Annotated in this window: 25 protein-coding genes and 1 tRNA gene; 16 read left to right on the top strand and 10 right to left on the bottom strand. The window is 70.4% G+C overall.

Annotated elements, in window-relative coordinates; all coding sequences use genetic code 11:
* Positions 1–72 precede the first annotated feature (72 nt).
* From F1C12_RS03800 to F1C12_RS03790, 3 genes are all read right to left on the bottom strand, one after another.
* Complete coding sequence (locus F1C12_RS03800; RefSeq protein ID WP_185277510.1) at positions 73–435, bottom strand: hypothetical protein; 363 nt, start codon at positions 433–435, stop codon at positions 73–75.
* Positions 436–480: 45 nt separating this feature from the next.
* Positions 481–1626, bottom strand: a complete 1146-nt coding sequence (locus F1C12_RS03795; RefSeq protein WP_219732678.1) for a hypothetical protein — start codon at positions 1624–1626, stop codon at positions 481–483.
* A 217-nt stretch (positions 1627–1843) separates the two neighbouring features.
* Positions 1844–1931, bottom strand: a tRNA-Leu gene (locus tag F1C12_RS03790).
* A 124-nt stretch (positions 1932–2055) separates the two neighbouring features.
* Here F1C12_RS03790 and F1C12_RS03785 point away from each other — a divergent pair.
* Together F1C12_RS03785 and F1C12_RS03780 are read left to right on the top strand one after the other, a co-directional pair.
* Positions 2056–3366 carry a M20/M25/M40 family metallo-hydrolase gene (locus F1C12_RS03785; protein WP_185277509.1) on the top strand — a complete coding sequence of 437 codons (1311 nt, stop codon included), beginning with the start codon at positions 2056–2058 and terminating at the stop codon, positions 3364–3366.
* A 10-nt stretch (positions 3367–3376) separates the two neighbouring features.
* Positions 3377–4240 (top strand): undecaprenyl-diphosphate phosphatase, encoded by an 864-nt coding sequence (locus F1C12_RS03780; protein WP_185277508.1) that lies wholly within the window; start codon positions 3377–3379, stop codon positions 4238–4240.
* Positions 4241–4288: 48 nt separating this feature from the next.
* Here the strand turns inward: F1C12_RS03780 and F1C12_RS03775 are convergent, their stop codons facing one another.
* On the bottom strand, positions 4289–5230 hold the full coding sequence (locus F1C12_RS03775) for a proteasome assembly chaperone family protein (RefSeq protein ID WP_185277507.1): 942 nt from the start codon (positions 5228–5230) through the stop codon (positions 4289–4291).
* 136 nt (positions 5231–5366) lie between these two features.
* Here F1C12_RS03775 and F1C12_RS03770 point away from each other — a divergent pair, with 136 nt between their 5' ends.
* The 10 genes from F1C12_RS03770 (at position 5367) to lnt (ending at position 15629) form a co-directional block, all read left to right on the top strand.
* On the top strand, positions 5367–6026 hold the full coding sequence (locus F1C12_RS03770) for an HAD family hydrolase (RefSeq protein ID WP_185278762.1): 660 nt from the start codon (positions 5367–5369) through the stop codon (positions 6024–6026).
* Positions 6023–7063 (top strand): tRNA (adenine-N1)-methyltransferase, encoded by a 1041-nt coding sequence (locus tag F1C12_RS03765; protein ID WP_185277506.1) that lies wholly within the window; start codon positions 6023–6025, stop codon positions 7061–7063. The genes F1C12_RS03770 and F1C12_RS03765 overlap by 4 nt, the downstream gene beginning before the upstream one ends.
* Before the next feature lie 89 nt (positions 7064–7152).
* Positions 7153–8073: an FKBP-type peptidyl-prolyl cis-trans isomerase gene (locus F1C12_RS03760; protein ID WP_185277505.1), complete on the top strand. Its 921-nt coding sequence runs from the start codon at positions 7153–7155 to the stop codon at positions 8071–8073.
* A 20-nt stretch (positions 8074–8093) separates the two neighbouring features.
* The gene (locus tag F1C12_RS03755) at positions 8094–9128 is read left to right on the top strand and encodes a helix-turn-helix transcriptional regulator (protein ID WP_185277504.1); all 1035 of its coding nucleotides are present in this window, start codon (positions 8094–8096) and stop codon (positions 9126–9128) included.
* A complete protein-coding gene (locus F1C12_RS03750; RefSeq protein WP_185277503.1) occupies positions 9121–10095 on the top strand; it encodes a helix-turn-helix transcriptional regulator in 975 nt (324 codons plus the stop codon). The genes F1C12_RS03755 and F1C12_RS03750 overlap by 8 nt, the downstream gene beginning before the upstream one ends.
* A gap of 9 nt (positions 10096–10104) precedes the next feature.
* On the top strand, positions 10105–10455 hold the full coding sequence (locus F1C12_RS03745; protein WP_185277502.1) for a hypothetical protein: 351 nt from the start codon (positions 10105–10107) through the stop codon (positions 10453–10455).
* 3 nt (positions 10456–10458) lie between these two features.
* Positions 10459–10737 (top strand): Sec-independent protein translocase subunit TatA, encoded by a 279-nt coding sequence (gene tatA / locus F1C12_RS03740; RefSeq protein ID WP_185277501.1) that lies wholly within the window; start codon positions 10459–10461, stop codon positions 10735–10737.
* 43 nt (positions 10738–10780) lie between these two features.
* Complete coding sequence (tatC, locus tag F1C12_RS03735; protein ID WP_185278761.1) at positions 10781–11533, top strand: twin-arginine translocase subunit TatC; 753 nt, start codon at positions 10781–10783, stop codon at positions 11531–11533.
* A 9-nt stretch (positions 11534–11542) separates the two neighbouring features.
* Positions 11543–13978: a DEAD/DEAH box helicase gene (locus F1C12_RS03730; RefSeq protein WP_185277500.1), complete on the top strand. Its 2436-nt coding sequence runs from the start codon at positions 11543–11545 to the stop codon at positions 13976–13978.
* Positions 13979–14027: 49 nt separating this feature from the next.
* On the top strand, positions 14028–15629 hold the full coding sequence (gene lnt / locus F1C12_RS03725) for an apolipoprotein N-acyltransferase (RefSeq protein WP_185277499.1): 1602 nt from the start codon (positions 14028–14030) through the stop codon (positions 15627–15629).
* A gap of 24 nt (positions 15630–15653) precedes the next feature.
* Here lnt and F1C12_RS03720 read toward each other — a convergent pair whose 3' ends face one another.
* The 4 genes from F1C12_RS03720 to F1C12_RS03705 all read right to left on the bottom strand — a co-directional run bounded on the left by F1C12_RS03720 (position 15654) and on the right by F1C12_RS03705 (position 18389).
* Entirely contained in the window at positions 15654–16025 is a 372-nt protein-coding gene (locus F1C12_RS03720; protein WP_185277498.1) for an RNA polymerase-binding protein RbpA, read from the bottom strand.
* Between the two features lie 116 nt (positions 16026–16141).
* The gene (locus F1C12_RS03715) at positions 16142–16891 is read right to left on the bottom strand and encodes a glycerophosphodiester phosphodiesterase family protein (protein WP_185277497.1); all 750 of its coding nucleotides are present in this window, start codon (positions 16889–16891) and stop codon (positions 16142–16144) included.
* Positions 16888–17892 carry an SPFH domain-containing protein gene (locus tag F1C12_RS03710; RefSeq protein WP_258046096.1) on the bottom strand — a complete coding sequence of 335 codons (1005 nt, stop codon included), beginning with the start codon at positions 17890–17892 and terminating at the stop codon, positions 16888–16890. Before F1C12_RS03710 ends, F1C12_RS03715 begins: the two co-directional genes overlap by 4 nt.
* Positions 17889–18389, bottom strand: a complete 501-nt coding sequence (locus F1C12_RS03705) for an NfeD family protein (protein ID WP_219732677.1) — start codon at positions 18387–18389, stop codon at positions 17889–17891. The genes F1C12_RS03710 and F1C12_RS03705 overlap by 4 nt, the downstream gene beginning before the upstream one ends.
* 122 nt (positions 18390–18511) lie before the next feature.
* On the opposite strand from F1C12_RS03705, the gene F1C12_RS03700 reads away from it, so the two are divergent.
* Both F1C12_RS03700 and F1C12_RS03695 read left to right on the top strand, forming a co-directional pair.
* The gene (locus F1C12_RS03700; RefSeq protein WP_185277496.1) at positions 18512–19300 is read left to right on the top strand and encodes an SDR family oxidoreductase; all 789 of its coding nucleotides are present in this window, start codon (positions 18512–18514) and stop codon (positions 19298–19300) included.
* Positions 19297–21288 (top strand): S9 family peptidase, encoded by a 1992-nt coding sequence (locus F1C12_RS03695; protein WP_185277495.1) that lies wholly within the window; start codon positions 19297–19299, stop codon positions 21286–21288. Before F1C12_RS03700 ends, F1C12_RS03695 begins: the two co-directional genes overlap by 4 nt.
* On the opposite strand, the gene F1C12_RS03690 is transcribed toward F1C12_RS03695, so the two are convergent.
* Positions 21285–21923: an HdeD family acid-resistance protein gene (locus F1C12_RS03690; protein ID WP_185277494.1), complete on the bottom strand. Its 639-nt coding sequence runs from the start codon at positions 21921–21923 to the stop codon at positions 21285–21287. The two genes, F1C12_RS03695 and F1C12_RS03690, sit on opposite strands and share 4 nt — an antisense overlap.
* 174 nt (positions 21924–22097) lie before the next feature.
* On the opposite strand from F1C12_RS03690, the gene F1C12_RS03685 reads away from it, so the two are divergent.
* Entirely contained in the window at positions 22098–24479 is a 2382-nt protein-coding gene (locus F1C12_RS03685) for an ATP-binding cassette domain-containing protein (protein WP_185277493.1), read from the top strand.
* A 181-nt stretch (positions 24480–24660) separates the two neighbouring features.
* Positions 24661–24822 (top strand): hypothetical protein, encoded by a 162-nt coding sequence (locus F1C12_RS03680; RefSeq protein ID WP_185277492.1) that lies wholly within the window; start codon positions 24661–24663, stop codon positions 24820–24822.
* 15 nt (positions 24823–24837) lie between these two features.
* Here F1C12_RS03680 and F1C12_RS03675 read toward each other — a convergent pair whose 3' ends face one another.
* On the bottom strand, positions 24838–25467 hold the full coding sequence (locus tag F1C12_RS03675) for a hypothetical protein (RefSeq protein ID WP_185277491.1): 630 nt from the start codon (positions 25465–25467) through the stop codon (positions 24838–24840).
* Positions 25468–25509 lie beyond the last annotated feature (42 nt).

Raw genomic sequence — 25509 nt, 5'->3', positions numbered from 1 at the left:
GAGCCGGGGGAAAGAAGAAGGCCCCGGATCTGTCGATCGGGGCCTTGTCCATTGGTGGGGGACGGCCCGTGCTTACACCGCGCCGTCGTCGGTGATCGCCAGCAGCACCGCCTCGGGGTGCGCCCGCACGCCGACGACCGCCTCCGAGGAGAAGACGCCCTCAAGCTCTGCGGCGACGACCTCGTACAGCGCCACCGTGAACTCGCTCTCCTCGAGGTCGAGCAGTCGCAGCGGGTTGAGAGTGTCGGTGCCGCTGGGTTCGGTGGAGATGTCCCGGCTGCCGACGAAGGGGATCTCGGTCTCCGCGCCCGCCAGTCCGACCGCCTGGGCGGTGTTGTGGAGGACGTGCACCACGGCAGCCTCGGCGGAGGTGTCAGCGGGGATGGGAAGCTGATCCCGGTTGACGTAGGCCATGCGGACGTTGTCCAACACCATGCGCTCGACAACGCTGCGCGCGTCTGCATTCTGTGTGGGCACGCCCTACGGCTGTTGCGAGCTCAGGTAGCGCAACGTCGCATCGATCAATTCGATCAGGTCGAGGGCCGAAGCCTGTCCGAAGTCGATAGTGGCGCTCGCCTCGTGGCGACACGCACCGTCGCCGAGAAAGTCGGGGTGCGTCTTCGTCCGGTTGTTCGTGGACCCGTCCGTCAGGGGAGCGCCCGCAAAGCCGTGGACGATGACCCGCTCGAAGTCTCCTGTGGCGTCCGGGCGGCCCCGCCCCTTTCCAGACACCAGCTTGACGAGTTCTGGTTCTTCTTCGGTCAGATATGCGTTGAGGCCTTCGTAGTCGATCGCGGTATCCATGCTGCGGGCGAGATCGTACGCCGCCCTGCGCACTTCCTCGTCCTCCACGCTGTCCGGTCGCGGATCGAAGTCGACGCCGAAACGCAGCTCACCGACGGGCATCGTCTCCGACCAGCGGATCTCTGCGATGAACGATCGGTCATAGCTCTCGTCACGAATAGGGGTCCAGCACTCGACTATGGGCCGGCCGCCTCCGCTCGTAACCATCGCCCTCGCCCACCTGCGCCGATCCTTGCGGTCCTTTTCGTCAAGGTCCCTTTCGATCCTGCGGGTGACGACCCGCGCCAGGAACTTCTGAGTCAGGGCACTGACCGGCTGCCAGTCGGCCGACGATCGTTCAGCGAATACCCCTGCCATCACCGTGTCCCATGACCTCAGTACTTTGGCTGCCTCGGCCGCTAGGAGCCGCGCGAACCCGTCCTTGGAGGACTCCCATGCGCCGATCAGCTCGCTCAGGCTGAGGAATTCCCACCGATCAGTGTCGGACGGCAGACGAACCTTGTCTGAGCTCAGGGCAGCCTGGAACAGATCCGGGCGACTCGCGAGCGACTCGTATGCGGCCTGCTGCTCCGTGCTCATCAGGTGACCGAGCTTCACTTCGACCACAGCACTCCGCGCTTCACCGGTCAGCAGCAAATCCGCCTTGTTGTCCGACTTCAGCCCTTCGCGATCAGCGGCGACCGGGACGAATCCCACCAGATCCTTCCAGGGCGACGGGTCGCGGTCGGTCAGCAACTGGATGAGGTCCGAGATGTTCGTTTCCTGAGCGAGATGGCGCTCGAGCCCCCGGCCGCGGACCCAGTGGAGTGGTTTCATGGTCAAGAGGCGTCGCCTTTCCGGTGTGCGTCAGGCGTTGCAGGCGCCCGTAGACGTTCCTGTCTACGGTATCGAGCACGGGCGCACTCCTGCGGCTGCCGGGCACCCCCAGATCAGGGCTGCTCCTGCCGGTCCTCGTCCGGGAGACGCAAAAGGGCCGAGACGCTACAAGCGTCTCGACCCAATACCCTGCACAGCCCTCCGGATCACTCCGAATCGCCACTGGTGTCCGAGGGGGGACTTGAACCCCCACGCCCTATACGGGCACTAGCACCTCAAGCTAGCGCGTCTGCCATTTCCGCCACCCGGACAGGTGTTTCCGGCCGCCGAAGCTTCCGGCTGCCGAAGAAAGACACTAGCACGAAACCGACTCCCGCTCTGACATCGTCGCGCACCCCGGGCGTGGCGCGGCGGTGCGCCCGGTAGCGTGGGGGGATGACCGACTCCACCGACACCGGACTCGACGAGACCGCGATCATCGCGCGCGACCTCATCCGCTTCGACACCACCAACTACGGCGAGGGCCGGTCCAACGGGGAGGCCGAGGCGGCGCAGTACGTGGAGGCGCGGCTGAGCGCGATGGGCCTGGCCCCGCAGCTGTTCGAGTCCGACCCCGGTCGCACCAGCGTCGTCGCCCGGGTGGAGGGCCGCAACGCGTCGAAGCCCGCGCTGGTCGTGCACGGCCACCTCGACGTCGTCCCCGCCGACCCGCGCAACTGGTCGGTGGACCCGTTCGGCGGCGTGGTCAAGGACGGCCTGCTCTGGGGTCGCGGCGCGGTGGACATGAAGAACATGGACGCGATGATCCTGACCGCCGTCGGCGACATCCTGGCCGCGGGGGAGCAGCCCGAGCGCGACCTGGTGCTCGCCTTCTTCGCCGACGAGGAGGACGGCGGCCGGCGCGGCTCGCACTTCCTGGTCGACACCCAGCCGCAGCTCTTCGCCGGCGCCACCGAGGCCATCAGCGAGGTCGGCGGCTACTCGATCGACCTCGGCGGGCGGCGCGCGTATCTGCTGCAGACCGGGGAGAAGTCACTGGTCTGGATCAAGCTGATCGCCCGGGGCCGCGCCGCACACGGCTCCCGGCTCATCAAGGACAACGCGATCACGAAGCTCGCAGAGGCGGTCGTCGCGATCGGCCGGCGCGAGTGGCCGATCCAGCTCACCGGCACCACCACCCGGCTGATCGCCGAGCTCGGCCGGCTGCTCGACGTCGACCCGGAGCAGGTCGGCCCGGACGAGGTCGTGCTGCGCACCGGCACGGCGGCGGGCTTCATCCTGGCGACGCTGCGGGCGACCAGCAACCCGACCCTGCTGGACGCCGGCTACAAGCACAACGTCATCCCCGACACCGCGGAGGCGCTGATCGACATCCGCACGCTGCCCGGCGACGAGGACCGCGTGCTCGCCGAGGTCCGCGCGCTGATCGGCGACGATGTGGAGATCCAGGTCATGCACCGCGACATCGGGCTGGAGGCGGAGTTCGGCGGCGAGCTGGTCGACGCGATCACCGGCACGCTCGAGCGGCACGATCCCGGGGCTCCTGTGCTGCCGTACCTGCTCTCGGGAGGCACCGACAACAAGGCGCTGAGCCTGCTCGGGATCACCGGCTACGGCTTCGCCCCGCTGCGGCTGCCGAGCGACCTCGACTTCCCCGGGATGTTCCACGGGGTCGACGAGCGGGTCCCGCTGGAGGCGCTAGTGTTCGGCAGGTCCGTCCTGCGCGACCTGCTGCGCAGCTACTGAAAGAGCCTTCGTGGAATTCCTCAACGCCCTCATCCTGGGTGTCGTCCAGGGACTCACCGAGTTCCTGCCGATCTCCTCCAGCGCCCACATCCGCATCGTCGGGGAGCTGCTGGGCACGGGGGCCGACCCCGGCGCGCGCTTCACCGCGATCATCCAGCTCGGCACCGAGGCCGCCGTGCTGCTCTACTTCTGGCGCGACATCGCCCGCATCGTCACCCGCTGGTTCCAGGCGCTGTTCGGGCGGATCCCGCGCAACGACCCCGACGCCAGGATGGGCTGGCTGGTGATCGTCGGCAGCATCCCGATCGTGGTGCTCGGCCTGCTCTTCCAGGACGCGATCGAGACCACCTTCCGATCGCTCTGGATCGTGGCGACGACGCTCATCGTGTTCGGCATCCTGCTCGGGATCGCCGACTACGTGGGCGCGAAGACCCGCCGGCTCAAGGAGCTCACCTGGGGGCACGGCATCATCTTCGGCTTCGCCCAGGCGCTCGCCCTCATCCCGGGCGTCTCGCGCTCGGGCGGCACGATCACCGCCGGTCTGTTCATGGGCTACCAGCGCCGGGCGGCCGCGCGGTACTCGTTCCTGCTGGCGATCCCGGCCGTGTTCGGCAGCGGCCTCTACCAGCTCTACAAGGCGTTCAAGGAGCCGTGCACGGCGGCCCTCCAGGCGGCGGGCACGTGTACTCCCGAGGTCTTCGGGCCGGTGGAGACGGCCGCGGCGACGGTCGTCGCGTTCGTGGTCGGCCTCCTCGTGATCGCCTTCTTCATGGGCTACATCTCGCGGCGGAGCTTCCTGCCGTTCGTGATCTACCGCATCGCGCTCGGCGTGCTGCTGATGATCCTGCTCGCGACGGGCGTGCTCGCGGCCTGACCGTCCACGACACGGGCGCCCCGCCGACCGGGTGAAATCCGGCGGGATTCAGCCCCGCCGCGGGTCGTCGCCGGCCTTGCCGTCGCGCCCGTCCCGTCCGTCCCTGCCATCGCCGCGCCGGCGGAGGTAGCGCTCGAACTCCTGCGCGATCGCCTCGCCGCTCGCCTCGGGGGAGTCGACGGTGTCGCGCGCCTGCTCCAGCTGCTGGATGTACGCGGCCATCTCCTCGTCATCGGAGGCGAGGGCGTCGATCCCGGCCTCCCAGGCGGCGGCTTCCTCGACCAGCGACCCGCGCGGGATGGTGACGTCGACCAGCTCCTCGAGCTTGTCGATGAGCGCGAGCACCGCCTTCGGGCTCGGCGCGTTGTGCACGTAGTGCGGCACGGAGGCCCAGATCGAGATGGTCGGGATGCCGACGTCCTCCGCGCCCTCGGCGAGCGCGCTGAGGATGCCGACCGGACCCTCGTAGCTGGAGCGCTCGATCCCGAGTTCGGCGCGCACGGCGGCCGACTCGCTGGTGGCGAAGACGGAGATCGGCCGGGTGTGCGGCACGTCGGCCAGCATCGCGCCGAGGAAGACGATCACGCCGATGTCCTCGGCGAGGGCGGCGTCCATGATCTCGGCGGTGAAGCTGCGCCAGCTGCGCGACGGCTCGGTGCCGAGCAGCAGGAAGATGTTGCCGGAGTTGTCGCCGGTCACGTCGAGCTCGGCGTCGCCGGCGAGCGCGTCGCCGACGCGCCCGGGGCGCGCGGGCCCCATCACGACCGCCGACGGCCACACCAGTCGCCTGCGGCCGTCGTCGTCGGTGACGACCGGACGGTTGAACTGGAAGTCGAAGTAGAGCTCCGGGTCCACCTCGGCGATCGGGACGACGTCGAGCTGCTCCTTGAGCGTCTTCACCGCGCCGCTGGCCGCTTCGCCTGCGTCGTTCCACCCTTCGAAGGCCACCACCAGGATGCGGCCGCCGAGGATGTTCTTCGCGTCAGTCACGTGGGCTACTCGTCCTCTCGTCGGCGACCGGTCGGCCGCCGTTCTCACCAGGATAGGCCCCGTCCCCGCCGCGATAGACTTGCCGGTCGTGACCGATCTGACCACGCACCCGCTGCCGGCCGCTGTCTTCTGGGACATGGACGGCACCCTCGTCGACACCGAGCCGTACTGGATGGCCTCCGAGCAGGAGCTCGTCGGCTCGTTCGGCGGCACCTGGACCCACGACGACGGGCTCCTGCTGGTCGGCCTCGGCCTGTGGAACTCGGCCGAGATCCTGCGCTCGCGCGGCGTCGCGATGGAGGCGGACGAGATCGTGCACTGGCTCACCGAGCGGGTCAGGCAGCGCCTCGCCGAGCAGGGCGTCCCGTGGCGCCCCGGCGCACGCGAGCTGCTGCGGTCGCTGCGCGACCGGGGCGTCCGGACCGCGCTGGTGACCATGTCGATGCGCAGCATGGCGGAGGAGATCGTGGCGGCCATCCCGTTCGACGCCTTCGACATCATCGTCAGCGGCGACGAGGTCACCGACCCGAAGCCGCACCCCGCGCCGTACCTGCGCGCCGCCGAGCTGCTGGGCGTCGAGCCGGGCGAGGCGGTGGCGATCGAGGACTCCCTGGTCGGGCTGTCCTCGGCGGTCGCCTCCGGCGCCGCGACCATCGGCGTGCCGCACATCGTGCCGCTGCCGGAGTCGGACGAGCACACGCTGTGGGAGTCGCTGGAGGGCCGCACGGCCGAGGACATCGCGGCCGTGGCCGCCGGGCGGCGTGCCGGCGCCACGAATCAGGAGGACGCACGATGACCGAAGAGCGAAAGAACTCGGGTCCGTTCCGGGTGGGGGACCGCGTCCAGCTGACCGGCCCCAAGGGCCGCATGAACACCATCACCCTGGAGCCGGGCAAGCTCTTCCACAGCCACCGCGGCGTGCTCGCGCACGACGCCATCATCGGGCTGCCGGACGGCTCCGTCGTCGTCAACAACGCAGGCGTCGAGCACCTGGCGCTGCGCCCGCTGCTCAACGACTTCGTCATGTCGATGCCCCGCGGCGCGGCGATCATCTACCCGAAGGACGCCGCGCAGATCCTCGCGCTGGCCGACATCTTCCCCGGCGCGACCGTGGTGGAGGCCGGCGTCGGCTCCGGCGCCCTGTCGCTCTGGCTGCTGCGCGCGATCGGTCCGCAGGGCCGGCTGCTGTCGTTCGAGCGCCGCGACGAGTTCGCCGACGTGGCCCGCGCCAACGCCGCGACGTTCCTCGGCGGCGACCCGGAGAACTGGACCGTCACCGTCGGCGACCTCCAGGAGGAGCTGACCGCGGCGGTCGAGCCGGCGAGCGTCGACCGCGTCGTCCTGGACATGCTCGCGCCCTGGGAGACCCTGGACGCCGTGACCGCCGCGCTGAAGCCGGGCGGCGTCGTGCTCTGCTACGTCGCGACCGTCACGCAGCTCTCCCGCGTCGCGGAGGCCATCCGCGCGACCGGCCACTACACGCACCCGCAGTCCAGCGAGACGATGGTCCGCGGCTGGCACGTGGAGGGGCTCGCCGTGCGCCCGGACCACCGGATGATCGCGCACACCGGCTTCCTGATCACCGCACGCCGGCTCGCGCCGGACACCGTCCTCCCCGAGCTGAAGCGCCGGCCGTCCAAGAGCGACTACGACGACGCCGACGTCGAGGCCTGGACGCCCGGCGCCCTGGGCGAGCGCCAGTCCAGCCCGAAGAGCCTCCGCAAGCGGATGCGGGAGGCCGCGGCCAGCGCGACGCTGGCGCGCGAGGGCGGCGCGGAGGCCGTCTCCGGCGCGGACGACGACGGTGACGAGCTCGACCCGCACGTCGACTAGCATGGTTCAGGTCGTGAGGCGCGCCGCCTGACGCGCCTGCACCGTTCGAATCGGTGCACACCCCCACCGCTCGCATCGAAAGAGGACCCGTGCGCAGAGCTACCGCACTCGGAAGATCGTCCGTCGCCCTCCTCGCCGTCGGCATCGCCGCCGCGGCGCTGACCGGATGTTCGTCCAACCCGAACGCCGACTGCGGCTCCGCCCTGAAGAGCGGGCAGGCGTCGTCGCTCGTGCAGGCCACGGGCCCGCTCGGCAAGCAGCCGAAGATCACGATGCCCACGCCGGTCGACACCACGACCTCCGAGCGCACGATCATCACCACGGGCACCGGCGCTCCGGTGATCAACGGCCAGATGGTCGAGATCCAGTACACCCTGCTCGACGGCCAGACCGGCCAGGTGGGCGAGAAGGGCAGCTACGGCGGCGACACCACGCCGATCACGATCGGCAACTCCAACGCCGCGATCAGCAAGGGCCTGCTCTGCGCCCCGGTCGGCTCGCGCGTCGCCGTCGCGATCTCCCCGAAGGACTCCGGCGGGGCCGGCTCCGGCAACACGACCATCCTGGTCGCCGACATCATGCACGCGTACCTCCCGGCCGCGAACGGCGCCGTCCGCCCGTCGGTCTCCGGCTTCCCGACCGTCGTGCTCGCGCCGACCGGCCAGCCCGGCATCACGATCCCGTCCTCCGGCGGCGCCCCTAAGAGCGTCCGCACCGAGACGCTGAAGCAGGGCGACGGCGAGGAGGTCAAGGCCACCTCGCAGGTCGTCCTCCACTACACCGCGGTCGGCTGGGACCAGAAGAACGTGGTGATGAGCAGCTGGCAGAGCAAGTCGCCCGACATCGTGTCGATGAGCACCGGCCAGAGCGCGCTGAACCAGGCGCTCCCGCAGGAGGTCCTGAAGCCGCTGGTCGGTCAGAAGGTCGGCTCGCAGCTCGTCATCGAGGCGCCGGCGAACGGCAACGTTCCTGCCGCCGCCTGGGTGGTCGACATCCTCGGAGTCCGCTGAGTCCCGACTAGGATGGTCGGGTGCCCCGATCCTCCTCTTCGCCCGCGCGCGTCCCGGTCGAGGAGCGTCTGTTCAGCCTCGTGCTGGCGCTGCTCGCGACCGAGAACGGCCTGACGAAGAACGAGATCCTCTCGACCGTCCAGGGCTACCGCCAGCGCTACGAGTCGCACGGCGACAACAGCAGCCTGGAGCGCCAGTTCGAGCGCGACAAGGACGACATCCGCGAACTCGGCGTCCCGCTGGAGACCGTGGAGTCCCCGGAGGCCGCGGGCAACAACCAGCTGCTGCGCTACCGCATCCCGAAGGGCGCCTACGACCTCCCGTCCGACGTCGTGTTCTCGCCCGAGGAGATCACCCTGCTCGGCCTGGCCGCCACGGTGTGGCGCGAGGGCTCGCTGTCGGGGGAGTCGCGGCGCGCGCTGATGAAGCTGCGCTCGCTCGGCGTGGAGGCCGACGAGCCGGTCGTCGGCTACGCGCCGCGCCTGCGCGCGCGGGAGAGCGCCTTCGACCCGCTGAGCCAGGCGCTGGAGCGCCACGCGATCGTCCAGTTCCCGTACCTGAAGCCCGGTGAGAGCGCCTCCCGGGTGCGCACGGTGGCGCCGCTCGCGCTCGTGCAGCACCAGGGCCGCTGGCACCTGCAGGGGATCGACCAGGAGGCCGGTGGCTCGCGCACCTTCCTGCTCTCGCGGATGGTCGGCCCGGTCAAGGTCACCAACCGCACGTTCACGCCGGAGGGCGACGACTTCGCCGAGCGGGCGCTCGCCGACCTGGAGAGCATCTGGGCGGCCAACGTCGCCGAGATCGAGGTGACCGCCGGCACCGACGCCGCGACCCGGCTGCGCAAGCGCTACGGCGACGCCGTTCCCGCGCAGCACGAAGGCGCTGCCTTCCGCTTGACGGTGAACTTCTCCGACATCAACATCCTCGCCGACCAGCTCGCGGCGTTCGGCCCGGAGGTGCTGGTGTTGTCGCCCGAGGAGCTGCGCGGCAAGGTCCTCGACCGGCTGACGGCGGTCGCCGAGGCGCACGAGGGGGAGGGGAGCGGCCGTGGCTGAGCGCAGGCGCCCGATGCAGGCGCAGGACAAGCTGGCGTTCCTGCTGGCGCTGGTCCCGTACCTCATGGACCGCGACCGGGTCACCGTGGCCGAGGCGGCCGAGCACTTCGGGGTGGACGAGGAGAGCATGCGCGACGCCGTGCGGCTGATCGCGGTCTCCGGCATCCCGGGCGAGACGAACGCGTACCAGCCCGGCGACCTGTTCGACATCTCCTGGGACGACTTCGAGGAGAACGACCGCATCATCCTGACGCACCAGGTGGCGATCGACGACTCGCCGCGGTTCTCGGCCAGGGAGGCCGCTGCGCTCATCGCCGGCCTTCAGTACCTCACCGCGCTGCCGGAGAACGCCGACCGCGACGTCATCGGCTCGCTGATGGCCAAGCTGGCCCGCGGGGCGTCCGCCGCGCCCAGCCAGGTGGCCGTCGCCCGCTCGGAGTCCGACGAAGCGCTCGCGACCATCCGCGAGGCGGTCATCGCGGGCACGCAGCTCGAGTTCGACTACCTCAACTCGCGCGGGGAGCGCGAGCGCCGCCGGGTCGACCCGCTGCGCGTCGAGTCCGCCGACCAGGACTGGTATCTGCGCGGCTGGGACCACCTGCGCACCGCGATCCGCACCTTCCGCCTCGACCGCATCGACGGGCTGGTGGCCACGAAGGAGCCGATCACCTACCGGCCGGGCGACCTGAAGCTTCCGGAGACGCTCTTCGAGGGGACGCCGGAGGACCAGCTGGTCACCGTCGAGGTGTCCGCGTCGGCCATCCCGCTCATCGAGGACTACATCCCGGAGGGCGCGGCCCGCGAGGAGCGCGACGGCGTCATCCGCACGAGCGTGCGCGTCGCCCACTTCCACGGCCTCAAGCGGCTGGTCGCCGGCCTGGCCGGAGTGCTCACCGTGCTCGACCCGCCGGAGGCCCGCCGGCTGGTGGCGGAGTGGGCGCGTGCGGGCGCCGACCGCTACCGTTAGGCTCCCTGCATGCCGTGGTGGTCGTGGGTCGTCATCTGGGCCGTGCTCGTGCTCGGCCTGCTGGGCATGCTCGCGTTCTTCGCGTGGTGGCTGTTCCGGAAGGTTATGGCCGCGGGCCGCGAGGCGAGCGCCCTGATCGAGAAGGCCGCGATACTCAGCCGGCGCTCGGATGACATGCGGTACGCTGAGTTTCACAGCGCCGTTTTCGCCGACTCGGAGGTGCTCCGAGCGGAGCGCGAACAGGCCGTTGCCGACCGTCAGGTCGCACGGCAAGCTCGCAGAGATCGGCGAGTTCAGCGCGGTAAAATACTCGTCAACGCGGACCCGTTCCGCTACTCGTACTTGAACAGAAGGACGTAACTCATGCTCGGCGGCCTCACCGGATGGCACCTGCTCATCATTCTCGCGGTCATCCTCCTTCTTTTCGGTGCGCCCAAGCTCCCCGCGCTGGCGAAGAGCATCGGTCAGTCCATGCGAATCTTCAAGGGCGAAGTCGATGAGATGAAGAAGGACGGCAAGGACGGCGACGCCTCGGCGTCCGCCCAGAACACCACAGCTCAGAACACCGCGCCCGCCGCGCCCGCGGCTCCGGCTCCCACCGCGCCCGGCACGGACTCGACCGAGTCCAAGCCGAAGCAGTAGCTGAGTGGCCTCCACCAAGCGAGGCAAGAACCGCGAAGGCCGGATGTCGCTGGCCGAGCATTTCGTCGAGCTTCGTAAACGTCTGTTCCGCGCCGCCCTGGGCCTTCTGGTCGGCGCGGTCGTCGGCTGGATCCTCGCCGGTCCGGTGATGGACGCCCTGCGCGTTCCGATCACCGCGATCGCGAAGCAGCAGGGCCGCGAGGCGCTGCTCAACTACGGCAGCATCACCGGCGCGTTCGACCTGAAGATGCAGATGGCGATCACCATCGGCATCATCGTCTCCAGCCCGATCTGGCTCTGGCAGATCTGGGCATTCTTCGTGCCGGCGCTCACGCGCAAAGAGCTCAAGTACGCGTTCGGCTTCTTCTTCACGGCCGTTCCGCTGTTCATCGCGGGCGGGGTGGCCGGCTGGCTGCTCGTGCCGCACATGGTCAGCCTGCTGACCAGCTTCGCCCCGGAGCAGGACGCGGCGATCATCGACGCCAAGACCTACATCGACTTCGTGACCAAGCTCGTCCTCGCGGTCGGCGTCGCCTTCGTCCTGCCGGTGTTCCTGGTGCTGCTCAACTTCGTCGGCGTGCTGAGCGCCAAGTCGATCATCGGCTCGTGGCGCTGGGCGATCATCCTGATCGCGCTCTTCACCGCCATCGCGACGCCGGCGGCCGACGTGCTCTCGATGTTCCTGCTCGCCGTGCCCATGGTGCTGCTCTACTTCGGCGCCTACGGCGTCGCGTGGCTGCACGACCGCCGCGCGGCCAAGGCGGCGATGCGACTGGAGGCGGAGCTCGCGGCATAGGCTGGTCGCGTGACCGACCAGCAGCAGCTCTCTCCGGCCGAACGCTTCGCCGCCTCGCGGCAACGCGCGCAGCAGCCTCTGCTGGAGACCTTCCGGGCGGGACTGCGCTTCGACCTGGACCCGTTCCAGCGCGAGGCGTGCGCGAGCCTCGAGAACGGCCGCAGTGTGCTCGTCGCGGCGCCCACCGGCGCGGGCAAGACCATCGTGGCGGAGTTCGCCGTGTTCCTCGCCATGCGCGAGGCGAACGCGAAGGTGTTCTACACCACGCCGATGAAGGCCCTGAGCAACCAGAAGTTCCAGGAGTTCGTCGAGGCGTACGGGCCCGAGTCGGTCGGCCTCCTGACCGGCGACACCAACATCAACTCGCACGCCCGCATCGTCGTGATGACGACCGAGGTCCTCCGCAACATGCTGTACGCGGACTCCGACCTCCTCGGCGACCTCGCCTACGTGGTGATGGACGAGGTGCACTACCTGGCCGACCGGTTCCGCGGCGCGGTGTGGGAGGAGGTCATCATCCACCTGCCGCAGGCGGTGCGGATGGTGTCGCTCAGCGCGACGGTCACCAACGCCGAGGAGTTCGGCGACTGGCTGCAGGCGGTCCGCGGCGACACCGACGTGGTCGTGTCCGAGGAGCGTCCGGTGCCGCTGGAGCAGCACATCCTGATGCGCTCCAAGCTCATCGACCTGTTCGACTCGTCCGGGCTCGCCGCGACCAACCGGGTGAACCCGGAGCTCGTGCAGATGGCGCGCTACGGCGGCCGGGTGCTGTCCAGCCGGCAGACCCGCGATGTCGGGCGGTACCACTCGCGCGGCGGCCGCCCCGACACCTTCCGGATGGGCCGCGCCGACTTCGTCCGGATGCTGGACGAGCACAACCTGCTGCCGGCGATCTTCTTCATCTTCAGCCGCAACGGCTGCGACGCGGCCGTGCGGCAGACCCTGCGCGAGGGCGTGCGCCTGACGGAGCAGCGCGAGCGCGACGAGATCCGCGCGATCGTGGAGGAGCGCTGCCGCACGCTGCTGGACGAGGACCTCGCGGTGCTCGGCTACTGGGAGTGGCTGGAGGGCCTGGAGCGCGGCGTCGCTGCCCACCACGCCGGGATGCTGCCGGCGTTCAAGGAGGTCGTGGAGGAGCTCTTCCGCCGCAAGCTGGTCAAGGTCGTCTTCGCCACCGAGACCCTGGCGCTCGGCATCAACATGCCGGCACGCACCGTCGTGCTGGAGAAGCTGGAGAAGTTCAACGGCGAGGCGCGCGTGCCGATCACGCCGGGGGAGTACACCCAGCTCACCGGGCGGGCCGGACGGCGCGGCATCGACGTCGAGGGCCACTCCGTCATCCAGTGGGAGGACGGCCTCGACCCCCAGTCGGTCGCCTCGCTGGCCTCCCGGCGCAGCTACCCGCTGAACTCCAGCTTCCGCCCCACGTACAACATGGCGGTCAACCTCATCGACCAGTTCGGCCGGGTGCGCACCCGCGAGATCCTGGAGTCGTCGTTCGCGCAGTTCCAGGCCGACCGGGCGGTGGTCGACCTCGCGCGGAAGGTGCGTCAGCAGGAGGAGTCGCTGGCCGGCTACGAGAAGGCGATGGAGTGCCACCTCGGCGACTTCCGCGAGTACTCCCGGATCCGGCGCGAGCTCAGCGACCTGGAGAAGAAGGGCCAGCGCATCGAGAACGCGTCGAAGGCCGAGCGGGAGCGCCGCCAGCGCCAGCTCGCCGGCCTCCGGAAGCGGATGCGCGAGCACCCGTGTCACCGCTGCCCGGACCGCGAGCAGCACGCCCGCTGGTCGGAGCGCTGGTGGAAGCTGAAGCGCGACACCGACCGGCTCAGCGCGCAGATCCAGTCCCGCACCGGGGCGGTGGCGAAGGTGTTCGACCGCGTCTCGGACGTGCTGCTGGAGCTCGGCTACCTCACCGACGAGGACGGCGAGACCGCCCTCACCGTGCACGGCCGCACCCTCAAGCGGATCTACGGCGAGCGCGACCTCCTCGTCGCCGAGTGCCTGCGCCGCGGGTACTGGAAGGAGCTCGACGCCGCGGGCCTCGCCGCGATGGCGTGCGCGCTGGTCTTCGAGCCGCGTCGCGACGACGGCCTGGCGCACGACCGCAACCTCCCGCGCGGCGCCTTCCGCCCGGCCCTGGAGCGCACCACGGACCTGTGGGCCCGGCTGGACGACCTGGAGCGCGACAACCGCCTCCCGGGCAGCGAGCCGGTCTCGACGGCGCTGGCGCTGGCGATGCACCAGTGGGCGCGGGGCGCGGCGCTGGACGTCGTGCTGCGCGAGGCGGACATGGCCGCGGGCGACTTCGTGCGCTGGGCGAAGCAGACGATCGACCTTCTGGACCAGCTCTCGCTGGTCGCCCAGGGCAACGTCGGGCGCACCGCACGGCAGGCACTGGAGTCGATCCGCCGCGGCATCGTGGCGTACTCCGCCGTTGCCTGAGCCCGTGGCTGTGCGGGACGCAGAGCGCGATGCCTTAGGCTCTCCCTTCGTGACCCGAACGCCCCGCGCCCGCCGATCGCGGCGTGCTGCGCTGCCGCCGGCTCCGCTGCCGCTCTGGCTGGCCATCCTCGTCGCGATCGGCGCAGGCCCCGTGCTGGCCGCCGGCTTCCCCGGCCAGAACCTGTGGCCGCTGACGTTCGTCGGCATCGGGATGGTGCTGCTCGCCCAGCGCGGCAGGACGGCGGGGATGGCGTTCCTGGTCGGCTGGCTCGCCGGCGAGGCCTTCTATCTGGTGCACGTGTCGTGGACCTCGCTGTACCTCGGACCGGTCCCGTGGATCGCGCTCTCGACGTTGGAGGCGCTGTTCTGGGGCGCGGGCGGCATCCTCATCACGCTCGCCTACCGGTGGGTGCCCCGGGCGTGGCCGAGCATCGCCGGGCGGCTCGGGATGGTCCCGGTCATCGTCGCCGGGCTGTGGGTGCTGCGGGAGTACGTGACGGGCAACTGGCCGTACGGCGGCTTCTCCTGGGGCCGGGTCGCGGAGTCGCAGTCGCTCAGTCCGTACGCTCCGCTCGTGGCCTGGCTCGGCATCTCGGGCCTCGGGTTCGTCATGGTCTGGCTCGTCGCCCTCCTGATCGAGCTGTTCTTCGCCGTGGATGTGCGCACCGTCGTGCGCGGCGCCGTCGCCCTCGGCGCAGTCGCCGTCGTGCTGGCCGTGCCGTCCTGGCCGGCGACGACGCACGGCACCACGCGGATCGCGGCCGTGCAGGGCAACGGTCCCGCCGGCTACTTCGACAACGCGCCGGAGGGCGCGGTGCTGCAGACGCAGTTCGACGAGACGCTGAAGATCCCCGCCTCCCAGTCGTCGGGCGACAAGAAGCTCGACATGGTGGTCTGGCCGGAGGGTGCGGCCCAGCCCGACCCGACCCGCGACCCGGACACCGCCGCGCTCCTCGACGCCCTGAGCCGCAAGTTCGGCGCGCCGTTCATCGTCGGGACGATCACCTACCGCGACGGCAAGTACTTCAACACGTCGTTGCAGTGGGAGGCCGGCAAGGGAGCCGTCGACTACTACGACAAGAAGCATCCCGTGCCGTTCGGCGAGTACGTCCCCGACCGGTCGTTCTGGCGGCCGTTCGCGCCGTCGCTCATCGACCTGATCGGCCGCGACTACACGCCGGGGACACGCGACAACGTGTTCGATGTCGGGGGAGTGCGCGCCGGCATCTCGATCTGCTTCGACATCGTGGACGACCAGCTTCTGACCGACATGATGAACGACGATGCGCAGGTCATCCTGGCCCAGACGAACAACGCCGACTTCGGGCAGACCGACGAGAACGAGCAGCAGCTCGCGATCGCCCGCCTGCGCGCGATCGAGTCGGGGCGCGCGCTGGTGAACATCTCCACGGTCGGCAGCAGCCAGATCATCGCCCCGGACGGGAAGACCATCACCGAGATCCCGCCGTTCAAGCCGGGTCACATGGTCGCGGACGTGCCGCTGGGCACCACGACGACCCCTTCGACGCTGCTCAGCCGCGGCATCGAGTTCCTGGTCGCGGGCCTCGGGCTCTTCGGCCTGGCGGTGGCGGCGTTCTCGCGGCGGCTGCCTGCCCCGAGCACGAGAAAGCCGCTCCCACCGAAACGGTGAGAGCGGCTGAACGGGGACCGAGCGTCAGGCGGTGTGCTTGTGCTCGGTCGTCCCGCGGCGTGCGCGCAGGTACTGCAGCCGCTCCTCGAGGAGCTCTTCGAGCTCGGCGCGGGTGCGACGCTCCAAGAGCATGTCCCAGTGGCTGCGCGGCGTCTTGACGTCCGAGTGGTCGATCTCGACGGGCTTGTCGTCGACCAGCAAGCGGGCCTCGTGGCCGCAGTGCTTGCACTCCCAGGCACTGGGAGGCTCGGCCTCGGCGGAGAAGACCATTTCGGTCTCCTTGCCGCAGTCGGGGCACAGGTAGGTGTAACGGGAACGCGGAGAGTAGACGACGCCTTCTTCGCTTTGTAAGCTCTGGGCGCCAAGCCTCATTCCGCGCAAACTGCGATCTGCCATCGTGTGGTCTCCTCTTCGCGCGAATCCTCACTTTTATAAACCAGCAAGCTGGGGATTCTCTTTCCGGGAGCCGCCTTCTCTCAGTGGGCTCACAGCGTCAGCAGAGCTTCGACGGGTCAGTTCTGCGGGTCGACCAGGGCTTTCATGAGGTCGCAGCGGTTGGTGACGATGGCGTCGACTCCCAGGTCCAGTAGGCGCTTCATCTCGGCGACGTCGTCCACCGTCCACACGTGCACCTCGGCTCCCGCGGCCTGGATGGCGCGCACCGTGCGCGCCGTGACCAGTCGGACCGGACCGCGGCGCTCGGGGATCTGCACCGCGGCGAACCCGCGCAGCGCGCGCCGGGTGAGCGGGCGGAGGCCAGACTTCGCCCCGACCAGCGCCGGCACGAACTCCGTCACGGAGGGCGACACGGCGACCTCGGGGAGGGCGGCTGTCGCGGCCTTCCGGCGTGCCGCCGAGAAGCTCGTGAGCAGGACGCGGTCGGCCGCGCGCGCCTTCACGATCGCAGCGGCGGCCGGGGCCGCGGCGCGCTCGTCCTTGATGTCGATGTTGAAGCGCGCCTCCGGGAAGGCGTCCAGCGCCTCCGCGAGCGAGCAGAACGACTGGCCGTCGCCGAGCGGGATGCGCCGCAGCTCGGCCAGGGTCAGCTGTTCCACGCGCAGGTCGCGGCCGGCCACCCGGGTGAGGTCGGGATCGTGACTGACCACGGCCTCGCCGTCGGCGGTGCCGTGCACGTCCGTCTCCAGATGAGTGGCGCCGGCGCTCAGCGCCTTCAAGAAGGCGAGGAGGGTGTTCTCCGGCGCGTTGAGGGCCAGGCCGCGGTGCGCGATGATCCGCGGCCGCGGCCCGTCGAGGAAGGTCACGCCGGGGGAGCGGGCGGAGGAGTCGAGCTCGCCGCGCCTGCCGCCTCCACCGACGGCGGGGCCTGTGTGCCGGCCGGGACCACGCCGAGCCCGGCCGCGTCCGCGCCCTTCGGCCCGAACGCCTGGCCGATGCCCTTCAGCGCCTCCGTGAGCTCGCTCGGGATGACCCAGAGCTTGTTCGCGGAGCCTTCGGCGAGCTTCGGCAGCGTCTGCAGGTACTGGTAGGCCAGCAGCAGGTTGTCCGGCTTCCCCTCGTGGATGGCGCCGAAGACGGTCGTGATCGCCTTCGCCTCGCCCTCGGCGCGGAGCACGGCGGCCTTGGCGTCGCCCTCCGCCTTGAGGATCGCGGCCTGCCGCAGGCCCTCGGCGTTCAGGATCTCGGACTGCTTCGTGCCCTCGGCTGTCAGGATCAGCGCACGACGGTCGCGCTCGGCGCGCATCTGCTTCTCCATCGAGTCCTGGATGGACACGGGCGGGTCGATCGCCTTCAGCTCGACGCGCGATACTCGGATGCCCCACTTGCCGGTGGCCTCGTCCAGCACCAGGCGCAGCTGGCCGTTGATGTTGTCGCGGGAGGTCAGCGCGGCCTCGAGGTTCAGGCCGCCGACCACGTTGCGGAGGGTGGTCGTGGTGAGCTGCTCGACCGCGCCGAGGTAGTTGGCGATCTCGTAGGTCGCGGCGCGGGCGTCGGTGACCTGGAAGTAGACGACCGTGTCGATCGAGACGACCAGGTTGTCCTCGGTGATCACCGGCTGCGGCGGGAAGGAGACGACCTGCTCGCGGAGGTCGATCAGCGGCCGGACCTTGTCGATGAACGGCACGACGACGTTGAGGCCGGGGGTGAGCGTCTTGTGGTACCGGCCCAGGCGCTCCACGACCCCGGCCCGCGCCTGCGGGATGATCCGGATGGCGCGGAAGAGCGTGACCAGCACGAAGATCGCGATCACCAGGACGATGATCGAGACGACGATGGTCACGACGAGCTGGGTGACGTCGGTCACGTGATGCTCCTCTCGGTGAGGTCGCCGGCTCCCGCCGACACCGGTGACGGGGCGACGACGGCCGTCGCGCCCTCGATGCTCAGGACGATGACGTGCTCGCCCGGCACCAGTTCGACGGGGCGGGACTGGCCGGGCGAGAGCCGCGCGGTCCAGGTCTCCCCGACGGACAGCTTGACCAGTCCAGCGGTGCGCGAGACGGTCGAGACGACGACGCCGTTCATCCCGATCAGCGCGTCCACGTTGCTCTTGGCGGGGTCGCCGCCGCGCTTGAGCCTGTGCAGGAGCGGCGGCCGGATGAAGAAGACCAGGATGACCGAGAGCGCGGCCGCGATGATCAGCTGTAGCCACCACGGGGCGCCGAGCAGCCCGGCGATCAGCCCGCCGAGACTGCCGATCGCGATCATGAGGAAGACGAAGTCCAGCGTCAGCATCTCGATGATCACGAACACGAGGATGAGGACGAGCCAGGCGATCCAGGCGAAGGAGGTGATGTCCACGAGCCGCCCCTCTCTACACATCACTATGTACTTGCTAGAACGCTAGCATTCCCGCGGCCCACTGGACGGAACGCACTTGGTAGTCTCAGAAAGCCGTGTCGTCCAACGCTCTAGGAGTACCCGTGTCCAACGCTTCCGCGTCCGCCAGCCCGCTCGCGCAGGGCAGCCTCACCGGCAAACGCGCCCTCGTCACCGGTTCGTCGCGCGGCATCGGCGCCGACACCGTGCAGTACCTGGCCGACGCCGGCGCCGCCGTCGCGATCAACTACCGCAACAAGGAGGCGCGCGCGGTCAAGCTCGCCGACGCGATCCGCGAGCAGGGCGGCTCGGCGATCACCGTGGGCGCGGACCTCACCGACCCCGCCTCGGTGGCGGCGCTCTTCGAGACCGTCTCGGCGGAGTGGGGCGGCCTGGACATCCTGGTCCTGAACGCCTCCGGCGGGATGGAGTCCGGCATGGCGGAGGACTACGCCATGCAGCTCAACCGCGACGCCCAGGTGAACGTGCTGACCTCGGCGCTGCCGCTGATGGCGGCGGGCTCGCGCGTGGTGTTCGTCACGAGCCACCAGGCGCACTTCATCCGCTCCACGCCGACGATGCCCGAGTACGAGGCCGTCGCGCTCAGCAAGCGGGCGGGGGAGGACGCGCTGCGGGCGCTGCTCCCGGAGCTCGAGGCGAAGGGCGTCGAGTTCGTCGTGGTCTCCGGCGACATGATCGAGGGCACCATCACCGCGACGCTGCTCAACCGGCTGAACCCGGGCGCGATCGACGCCCGCAAGGAGGCCGCCGGCCGCCTCTACAACGTCGGCGAGTTCGCCGCCGAGGTCGCCTCCGCCGTGGTCGACCCGGTGCCGGCCGACCACACCCGCCTCGTCGGGGACGTCTCCAGCTTCGAGCCGATCAGCGAATGAGGCCCGCCGACCTGGAGCTCCTGACCGGGGTCTCCCGTCCCACCGTGCACCCGGCAGGCGGCCGCGCGGTCGTCTCGGTCACGCATCCCTCCCTCGCCGCCGACGCCACGATCGGTCAGCTCTGGAACATGCCGCTGTCCGGGCACGCGGCGCCGCGCAGGCTCACGCGCGGGTTCCGCGACTCCGCGCCGCAGTTCTCGCCAGACGGCCGGCTGATCGCGTTCCTGCGAGGCGGTCCGAAGTCGCCGTCACAGCTGCACGTCGTGGACGCCGCCGGCGGCGAGCCGGTCGTCGTCACCGACCGCAAGCTCGGGGTGACCGAGTTCGCCTGGTCGCCGGACGGGCGCTCGCTGGCCTTCGTCAGCCGGGACCCGGAGCAGGGCAGGTACGGCACGGTGGACGGCATCGAGCCGAACGGGGAGCGGGCCCGGCGGATCGACACTCTGAAATATCAGGCCAACGGACTCGGCTACATCACCGACCGGCGCTCGCACGTCTACCTCGTGACGGCGCCGGACGTCTGGGCCGAGCCTGCCGTGTCGCCGATCGCGGAGGCCGACGGCTCGACCCGTCCGGCGCCGGCTGTCGCGACGCCGCGCGCGCTGACCGGCGGGGACTGGGACGACTCGACCATCGCGTTCTCGCCGGACGGGTCGACGCTCGCGTTCGTGTCGGCGCGGCACGAAAGCCGCGACGACGACCTGCGCTCGAACGTGTTCGTGGTGCCCGTCGACGGCGGCAGGGAGCCGTCCGACGCGACGGGGAGGCACGGGGACTTCTCGATCGTCGCCGTCGCCTACGGACTGAACGGCGCACTCTACTTCAGCGCGCAGGACGTGGGGGAGAGCGGCCGGGACTTCGTGGCGAAGAACACGGCGCTCTACGTCATCGACCACCCGGGCGCCGCACCGCGCCTCCTGACCGACCCGGAGTCGGTGGACCTGACCGAGTCGGACATCGTCGCCTTCCGCGACGACAGCGTGCTGGTGTCCGACCGCCGCCGCGGCGTGCTCACGCTCACCGAGGTCGACGCGGACGGCTCGGCACGCCGGCTGACCGACGACCTGACCGTGGTGAGCGGCGTCGGCGCCGCGGGCGGGACGGTCGTGGCGAGCGTGTCGGACGCCGGCACCGCGGGCGACGTCGCCGTGCTCGACGGCGACGGCATCCGGAAGCTGACCGACTTCTCCCGCGAGCTCCGTGCGTCGGGCGTGATCCCTCCGCGCGAGCTCACCGTGACGGGCCGCGACGGCTATCCGATCCACGGCTGGGTCGTGGCGCCGGAGGGCCCCGGCCCGCATCCCGTCCTCCTCAACATCCACGGCGGGCCGTTCGCCGCCTACACCGCAGCGCTCTTCGACGAGGCGCAGGTCTATGCCGCGGCGGGCTACGCCGTGGTGATGTCGAACCCGCGCGGTTCGGCCGGCTACGGCCAGGACCACGGCCGCGTGATCCGGCAGCGGATGGGCACCGTCGACCTGGCGGACGTGCTGGACTTCCTGGACGGCGCGATCGCCGCGACCCCCGGCCTAGACGCCGAGCGCGTCGGCGTGATGGGCGGCTCCTACGGCGGCTACCTGACCGCCTGGACGATCGCGCACGACCACCGCTTCGCCGCGGCGATCGTGGAGCGCGGCTACCTCGACCCGGCCGCGTTCATCGGCACGAGCGACATCGGCAGCTTCTTCAGCGACGAGTACACCGGCACCGACCCGTCCGGGATCGCGGCGCAGAGCCCGCAGGCCGTGGTCGACCGCGTGCGGACGCCCACGCTGGTGCTGCACTCGTCCAGCGACCTGCGCTGCCCGCTCGGGCAGGCGGAGCGCTACTACGCGGCGCTCAAGCGAGGCGGCGTCGAGGCGGAGCTCGTGATCTTCCCCGGGGAGGACCACGAGCTGAGCCGCAGCGGACGCCCGCGGCACCGCCGCGAGCGGTTCGAGATCATCCTGGACTGGTGGGACCGGCACCTGCCGGTCGAGCGCCGCTAGGCGGCGGCGGGAGCGGCGGGCGCCGTCGTCGTCTTGAGCACCTCGCGGCCGAACGTGAACGCGCGGACGATCCCGATGATGCCCAGCACGATCAGCGCGATCGCGGCGAACAGGATCAGGAACACCGCCGACGACGCCGGCAGGAAGAGCACCACGAGACCCGCGATGATGCTCAGGATGCCGTAGGCGATCGCCCAGCCGGCCGACCGGGAGCGCCCGGCCTCCACGAGCGCCATCACGCCCTCGATGATCCAGCCGACGCCGATGAATGCCAGGGCGAAGATCACCAGGACGGTGGCCGCCGTCGAGACGTTCTTCAGCGTCACGATGGCGAGGAACACCAGCAGGATGCCGAGGATGATGTTCAGCGTCCGGATGCCGCCGCCGATGCCGCGGGCGAAGATCCCCATGGCGAGCCGCATGATCCCGGCGATGAGGAAGTAGATGCCGAGGAAGACCGCCAGCACGGCGATCGTCTTGGCCGGCCAGAACAGCAGCACCACGCCGAGGATCACAGCGACGGCGCCGCTGACTCCCAGCACAGCGCGGATGCCGTTGATGGCCGAGCGCGTCATCTCCGAGGCGTCCAGGGAGAGGTCGCGGACGACGGAGTCGAGAGGATCGGGAGAGGACATCGCGCACACCCTTTCAGTCGTTCGGCCACGGTTCGGATGGCCGTCACGTGCAGAATACTGAAAATGTCCTGTGTAGATCAGACCCATTCTCGCGAGGCGGGGACGGCGGGGAGGGGAGCGGGTCGGCGGCACCTGGTTAGATCGGATGCGACACCGAACGGACGGAGCACGGCGATGACCACGGCGACCAGCGCAGCCACCGACGCGGGCGGACCGGAGCGGGCGGACAGCCACGACGTGATCCGCGTCCGCGGAGCGCGGGAGAACAACCTCAAGGACGTCAGCGTCGAGCTCCCGAAGCGCCGGCTGACGGTGTTCACGGGGGTGTCCGGGTCGGGCAAGAGCTCGCTCGTCTTCGGGACCATCGCCGCGGAGTCGCAGCGGCTCATCAACGAGACCTACAGCGCGTTCGTGCAGGGCTTCATGCCGTCGCTCGCGCGCCCCGACGTGGATGTGCTCGAAGGGCTGACCACCGCGATCCTGGTCGACCAGGAGCGGATGGGCGCCAACGCGCGGTCCACGGTCGGCACGGTCACCGACGCCAACGCCATGCTGCGCATCCTGTTCAGCCGGCTCGGGCAGCCGCACATCGGATCGCCGCAGGCCTTCTCGTTCAACATCCCGACCGTCCGCGGCGCCGGCTCCATCGCGATCGAGGGCAAGGGCACCGTGAAGCGCAGCTTCGAGCAGACCGGCGGGATGTGCCCGCGCTGCGAAGGGATGGGCACCGCCTCCGAGATCGACCTCACGCAGCTCTACGACGAGTCGAAGTCGCTGTCCGGCGGGGCGATCACCGTCCCCGGCTACACGGCCGACGGCTGGTCGGTGCGGATGTTCAGCGAGTCGGGCTTTTTCGACGCGGCCAAGCCGATCCGGGACTACTCGGAGACCGAGCTGCACGACTTCCTCTACAAGGAGCCGGTGAAGGTCAAGATCAACGGCATCAACCTCACCTACGAGGGCCTGGTGCCGCGCGTCCAGAAGTCGATGCTGTCGAAGGACGTGGACGCGATGCAGCCGCACATCCGCGCATTCGTGGAGCGCGCCGTCACGTTCGCGCCGTGCCCGGAGTGCGGCGGGACGCGGCTCAACGAGGGCGCGCGTTCGTCGCTCATCGAGGGCGTGAGCATCGCCGACGTCTGCGCGATGCAGCTCAGCGACCTCGCCGCCTGGGTCCGCGGGCTGGACGAGCCGTCCGTGGCGCCGCTGCTGGCGAACCTGCAGGGCACGCTCGACTCGTTCGTGGACATCGGCCTCGGCTACCTGTCCCTCGACCGGCCCTCCGGCACGCTGTCCGGCGGCGAGGCGCAGCGCACCAAGATGATCCGGCATCTGGGGTCGTCGCTCACCGACATCACCTACGTCTTCGACGAACCCTCCGTCGGCCTCCACCCGCACGACATGCGCCGCATGAACGAGCTGCTCGTGCAGCTGCGCGACAAGGGCAACACGGTGCTGGTGGTCGAGCACAAGCCGGAGATGATCGTCATCGCCGACCATGTGGTCGACCTCGGGCCGCGCGCCGGCACCGCTGGGGGAGAGATCGTCTACGAGGGGACGATCGAGGGACTGCGGGGGAGCGGCACGCTCACCGGGCGGCACCTGGACGACCGGGCCGCCGTCAAGGACGCGGTGCGCACACCGTCCGGGGTGCTGGAGGTGCGCGGTGCGACGTCGCACAACCTCCAGGACGTGGACGTCGACATCCCGCTCGGCGTGCTCGTCGTGGTCACCGGCGTGGCAGGCTCGGGCAAGAGCTCGCTCATCCACGGCTCGGTGTCGCCGCGCGAGAACGTCGTGTCCGTCGACCAGGGCGCGATCCGCGGTTCGCGGCGCAGCAACCCGGCGACCTACACCGGGCTGCTGGAGCCGATCCGCAAGGCGTTCGCCAAGGCCAACGGCGTCAAGCCCGCGCTGTTCAGCGCGAACTCGGAGGGCGCCTGCCCGAACTGCAACGGCGCCGGCGTCATCTACACCGACCTCGGCGTCATGGCGGGCGTCTCGACGGTGTGCGAGGTCTGCGAGGGCAAACGGTTCGACGCGTCGGTGCTGGAGTACCGGTTCGGCGGGCTGGACATCAGCGAGGTGCTGGCGCTGTCCGTGGAGGACGCCGAGACGTTCTTCGCGAGCGGCGAATCGCGCATCCCGGCCGCCCACGCCATCCTGCAGCGCCTGACCGACGTCGGCCTCGGCTACCTGACCATCGGCCAGCCGCTCACGACGCTGTCCGGCGGGGAGCGCCAGCGGCTGAAGCTGGCGACGCACATGGCGGAGAAGGGAGGCGTCTACGTGCTGGACGAGCCGACCACCGGCCTGCACCTGGCCGACGTCGAGCAGCTGCTCGGCCTCCTGGACCGCCTGGTCGACTCCGGCAAGTCGGTCATCGTCATCGAGCACCATCAGGCCGTCATGGCGCACGCCGATTGGATCGTCGACCTCGGCCCGGGCGCCGGCCACGACGGCGGCCGCGTCGTGTTCGAGGGCACTCCGGCCGACCTGGTCGCGTCGCGCGCGACCCTGACGGGGCAGCACCTGGCGGAGTACGTCGGGGGTTGAGACGCTTCAGCGTTCCTCCACCCGGCGAGAGCGGCCCGTCCGCGCGTTCAGCCACCCCGCCCGGGACAGCAGCTCCGTGGCGATGTCGGTGACCGAGCGGTCGTCGGTCGCGACGCGGGTCACAGTGCGGTCTGCGGCGTCGAGCGTCTGCGCTGCGTGTCTGCTGCGCTCGATGTGCTCCGTGAGCGAGCTGCCGATCTCCCGTTTCGCCAGTCGATCCGCTGCGGTCGTGTCACTCGCGGTCAGCAGTACGGCGAAGGGGCGTACCTCGGTGCCGAGCGCGGCGATGAGCGGCGACAGCTGGAGCTCGCTGACGGTGTTGGTGAAGATGAGCCGCGAGTAGCCGCTGCGACACGCTCTAGTGGCCGGCTACCGCGGTCCCGGTGAGCTCGTGGCGTGAGTAGGTGTCCACGAAGCACTCGTACGCGCGGTCTCCCGACGCCCACTCCGCCTCGGTCCGGGGGTAACGAAGCTCGATCTGGACGTCCTCGTTCCAGACCGCCACCCAGTCCCAGTTCAGGAGCCCCGGCGCGCTGCAGAGGTCGCCGACCTGGGCGTTGAGCGGCTGCGCGCCGGGGAACGCGGCGCCGGAGGACTGGGGGAGCGTGCCCTTCGCGAGCACCTGCGCGAGGTGCGGGGAACCGCAGTCGACGACCGGGTAGGCGTCGGCCCAGGGGGAGGGGAACACCTGGAGGCAGGCGCCCGTCGCGATCCCGGCGACCGGCTGCTCGGGGACCGTCGCGACGGGCGGCGTGGGGCTTGTGCGCGGGGGGAGTCCGAGCGGCGTGGGATTCGCGTTGAGCGTATGCGGGGCAGCGGGGGTGGATGCGGCCGTTATGTCAGCTCGTGCGTGGCCGGCGGGGGCGGCCAGGGCGAACGCCGCGACGGAGAGGAGAGTGGCCGCGACGACGCCGACCACGGCGACGAGGACGATCCAGCCGCGCCGCGACAGGCCGGCGGAACTCGAAGACGTTCGGCGGTCGGTCACCGCCTCATCCTACGTTCGGCTGGCGGGATCGCGAGATCGCAG

This window comes from Leifsonia shinshuensis (genome assembly GCF_014217625.1).
GTDB classification, from domain to species: Bacteria; Actinomycetota; Actinomycetes; order Actinomycetales; family Microbacteriaceae; genus Leifsonia; species Leifsonia shinshuensis_A.
The sequence above is the reverse complement of the archived record's forward strand: the minus strand, read 5'-3'. Positions and strand labels throughout refer to the sequence as shown.

What these genes read in the sequence shown, in the direction of transcription:
- F1C12_RS03785 (WP_185277509.1), top strand. Translation starts at nt 2,056, where the DNA reads ATGACCGACTCCACCGACACCGGACTCGACGAGACCGCGATCATCGCG.
- tatC (WP_185278761.1), top strand. Translation starts at nt 10,781, where the DNA reads ATGTCGCTGGCCGAGCATTTCGTCGAGCTTCGTAAACGTCTGTTCCGC.
- F1C12_RS03695 (WP_185277495.1), top strand. Translation starts at nt 19,297, where the DNA reads ATGAGGCCCGCCGACCTGGAGCTCCTGACCGGGGTCTCCCGTCCCACC.
- F1C12_RS03800 (WP_185277510.1), bottom strand. Translation starts at nt 435, where the DNA reads ATGGTGTTGGACAACGTCCGCATGGCCTACGTCAACCGGGATCAGCTT.
- F1C12_RS03770 (WP_185278762.1), top strand. Translation starts at nt 5,367, where the DNA reads ATGGACGGCACCCTCGTCGACACCGAGCCGTACTGGATGGCCTCCGAG.
- tatA (WP_185277501.1), top strand. Translation starts at nt 10,459, where the DNA reads ATGCTCGGCGGCCTCACCGGATGGCACCTGCTCATCATTCTCGCGGTC.
- F1C12_RS03685 (WP_185277493.1), top strand. Translation starts at nt 22,098, where the DNA reads ATGACCACGGCGACCAGCGCAGCCACCGACGCGGGCGGACCGGAGCGG.
- F1C12_RS03690 (WP_185277494.1), bottom strand. Translation starts at nt 21,923, where the DNA reads ATGTCCTCTCCCGATCCTCTCGACTCCGTCGTCCGCGACCTCTCCCTG.
- F1C12_RS03765 (WP_185277506.1), top strand. Translation starts at nt 6,023, where the DNA reads ATGACCGAAGAGCGAAAGAACTCGGGTCCGTTCCGGGTGGGGGACCGC.
- F1C12_RS03745 (WP_185277502.1), top strand. Translation starts at nt 10,105, where the DNA reads ATGCCGTGGTGGTCGTGGGTCGTCATCTGGGCCGTGCTCGTGCTCGGC.
- F1C12_RS03720 (WP_185277498.1), bottom strand. Translation starts at nt 16,025, where the DNA reads ATGGCAGATCGCAGTTTGCGCGGAATGAGGCTTGGCGCCCAGAGCTTA.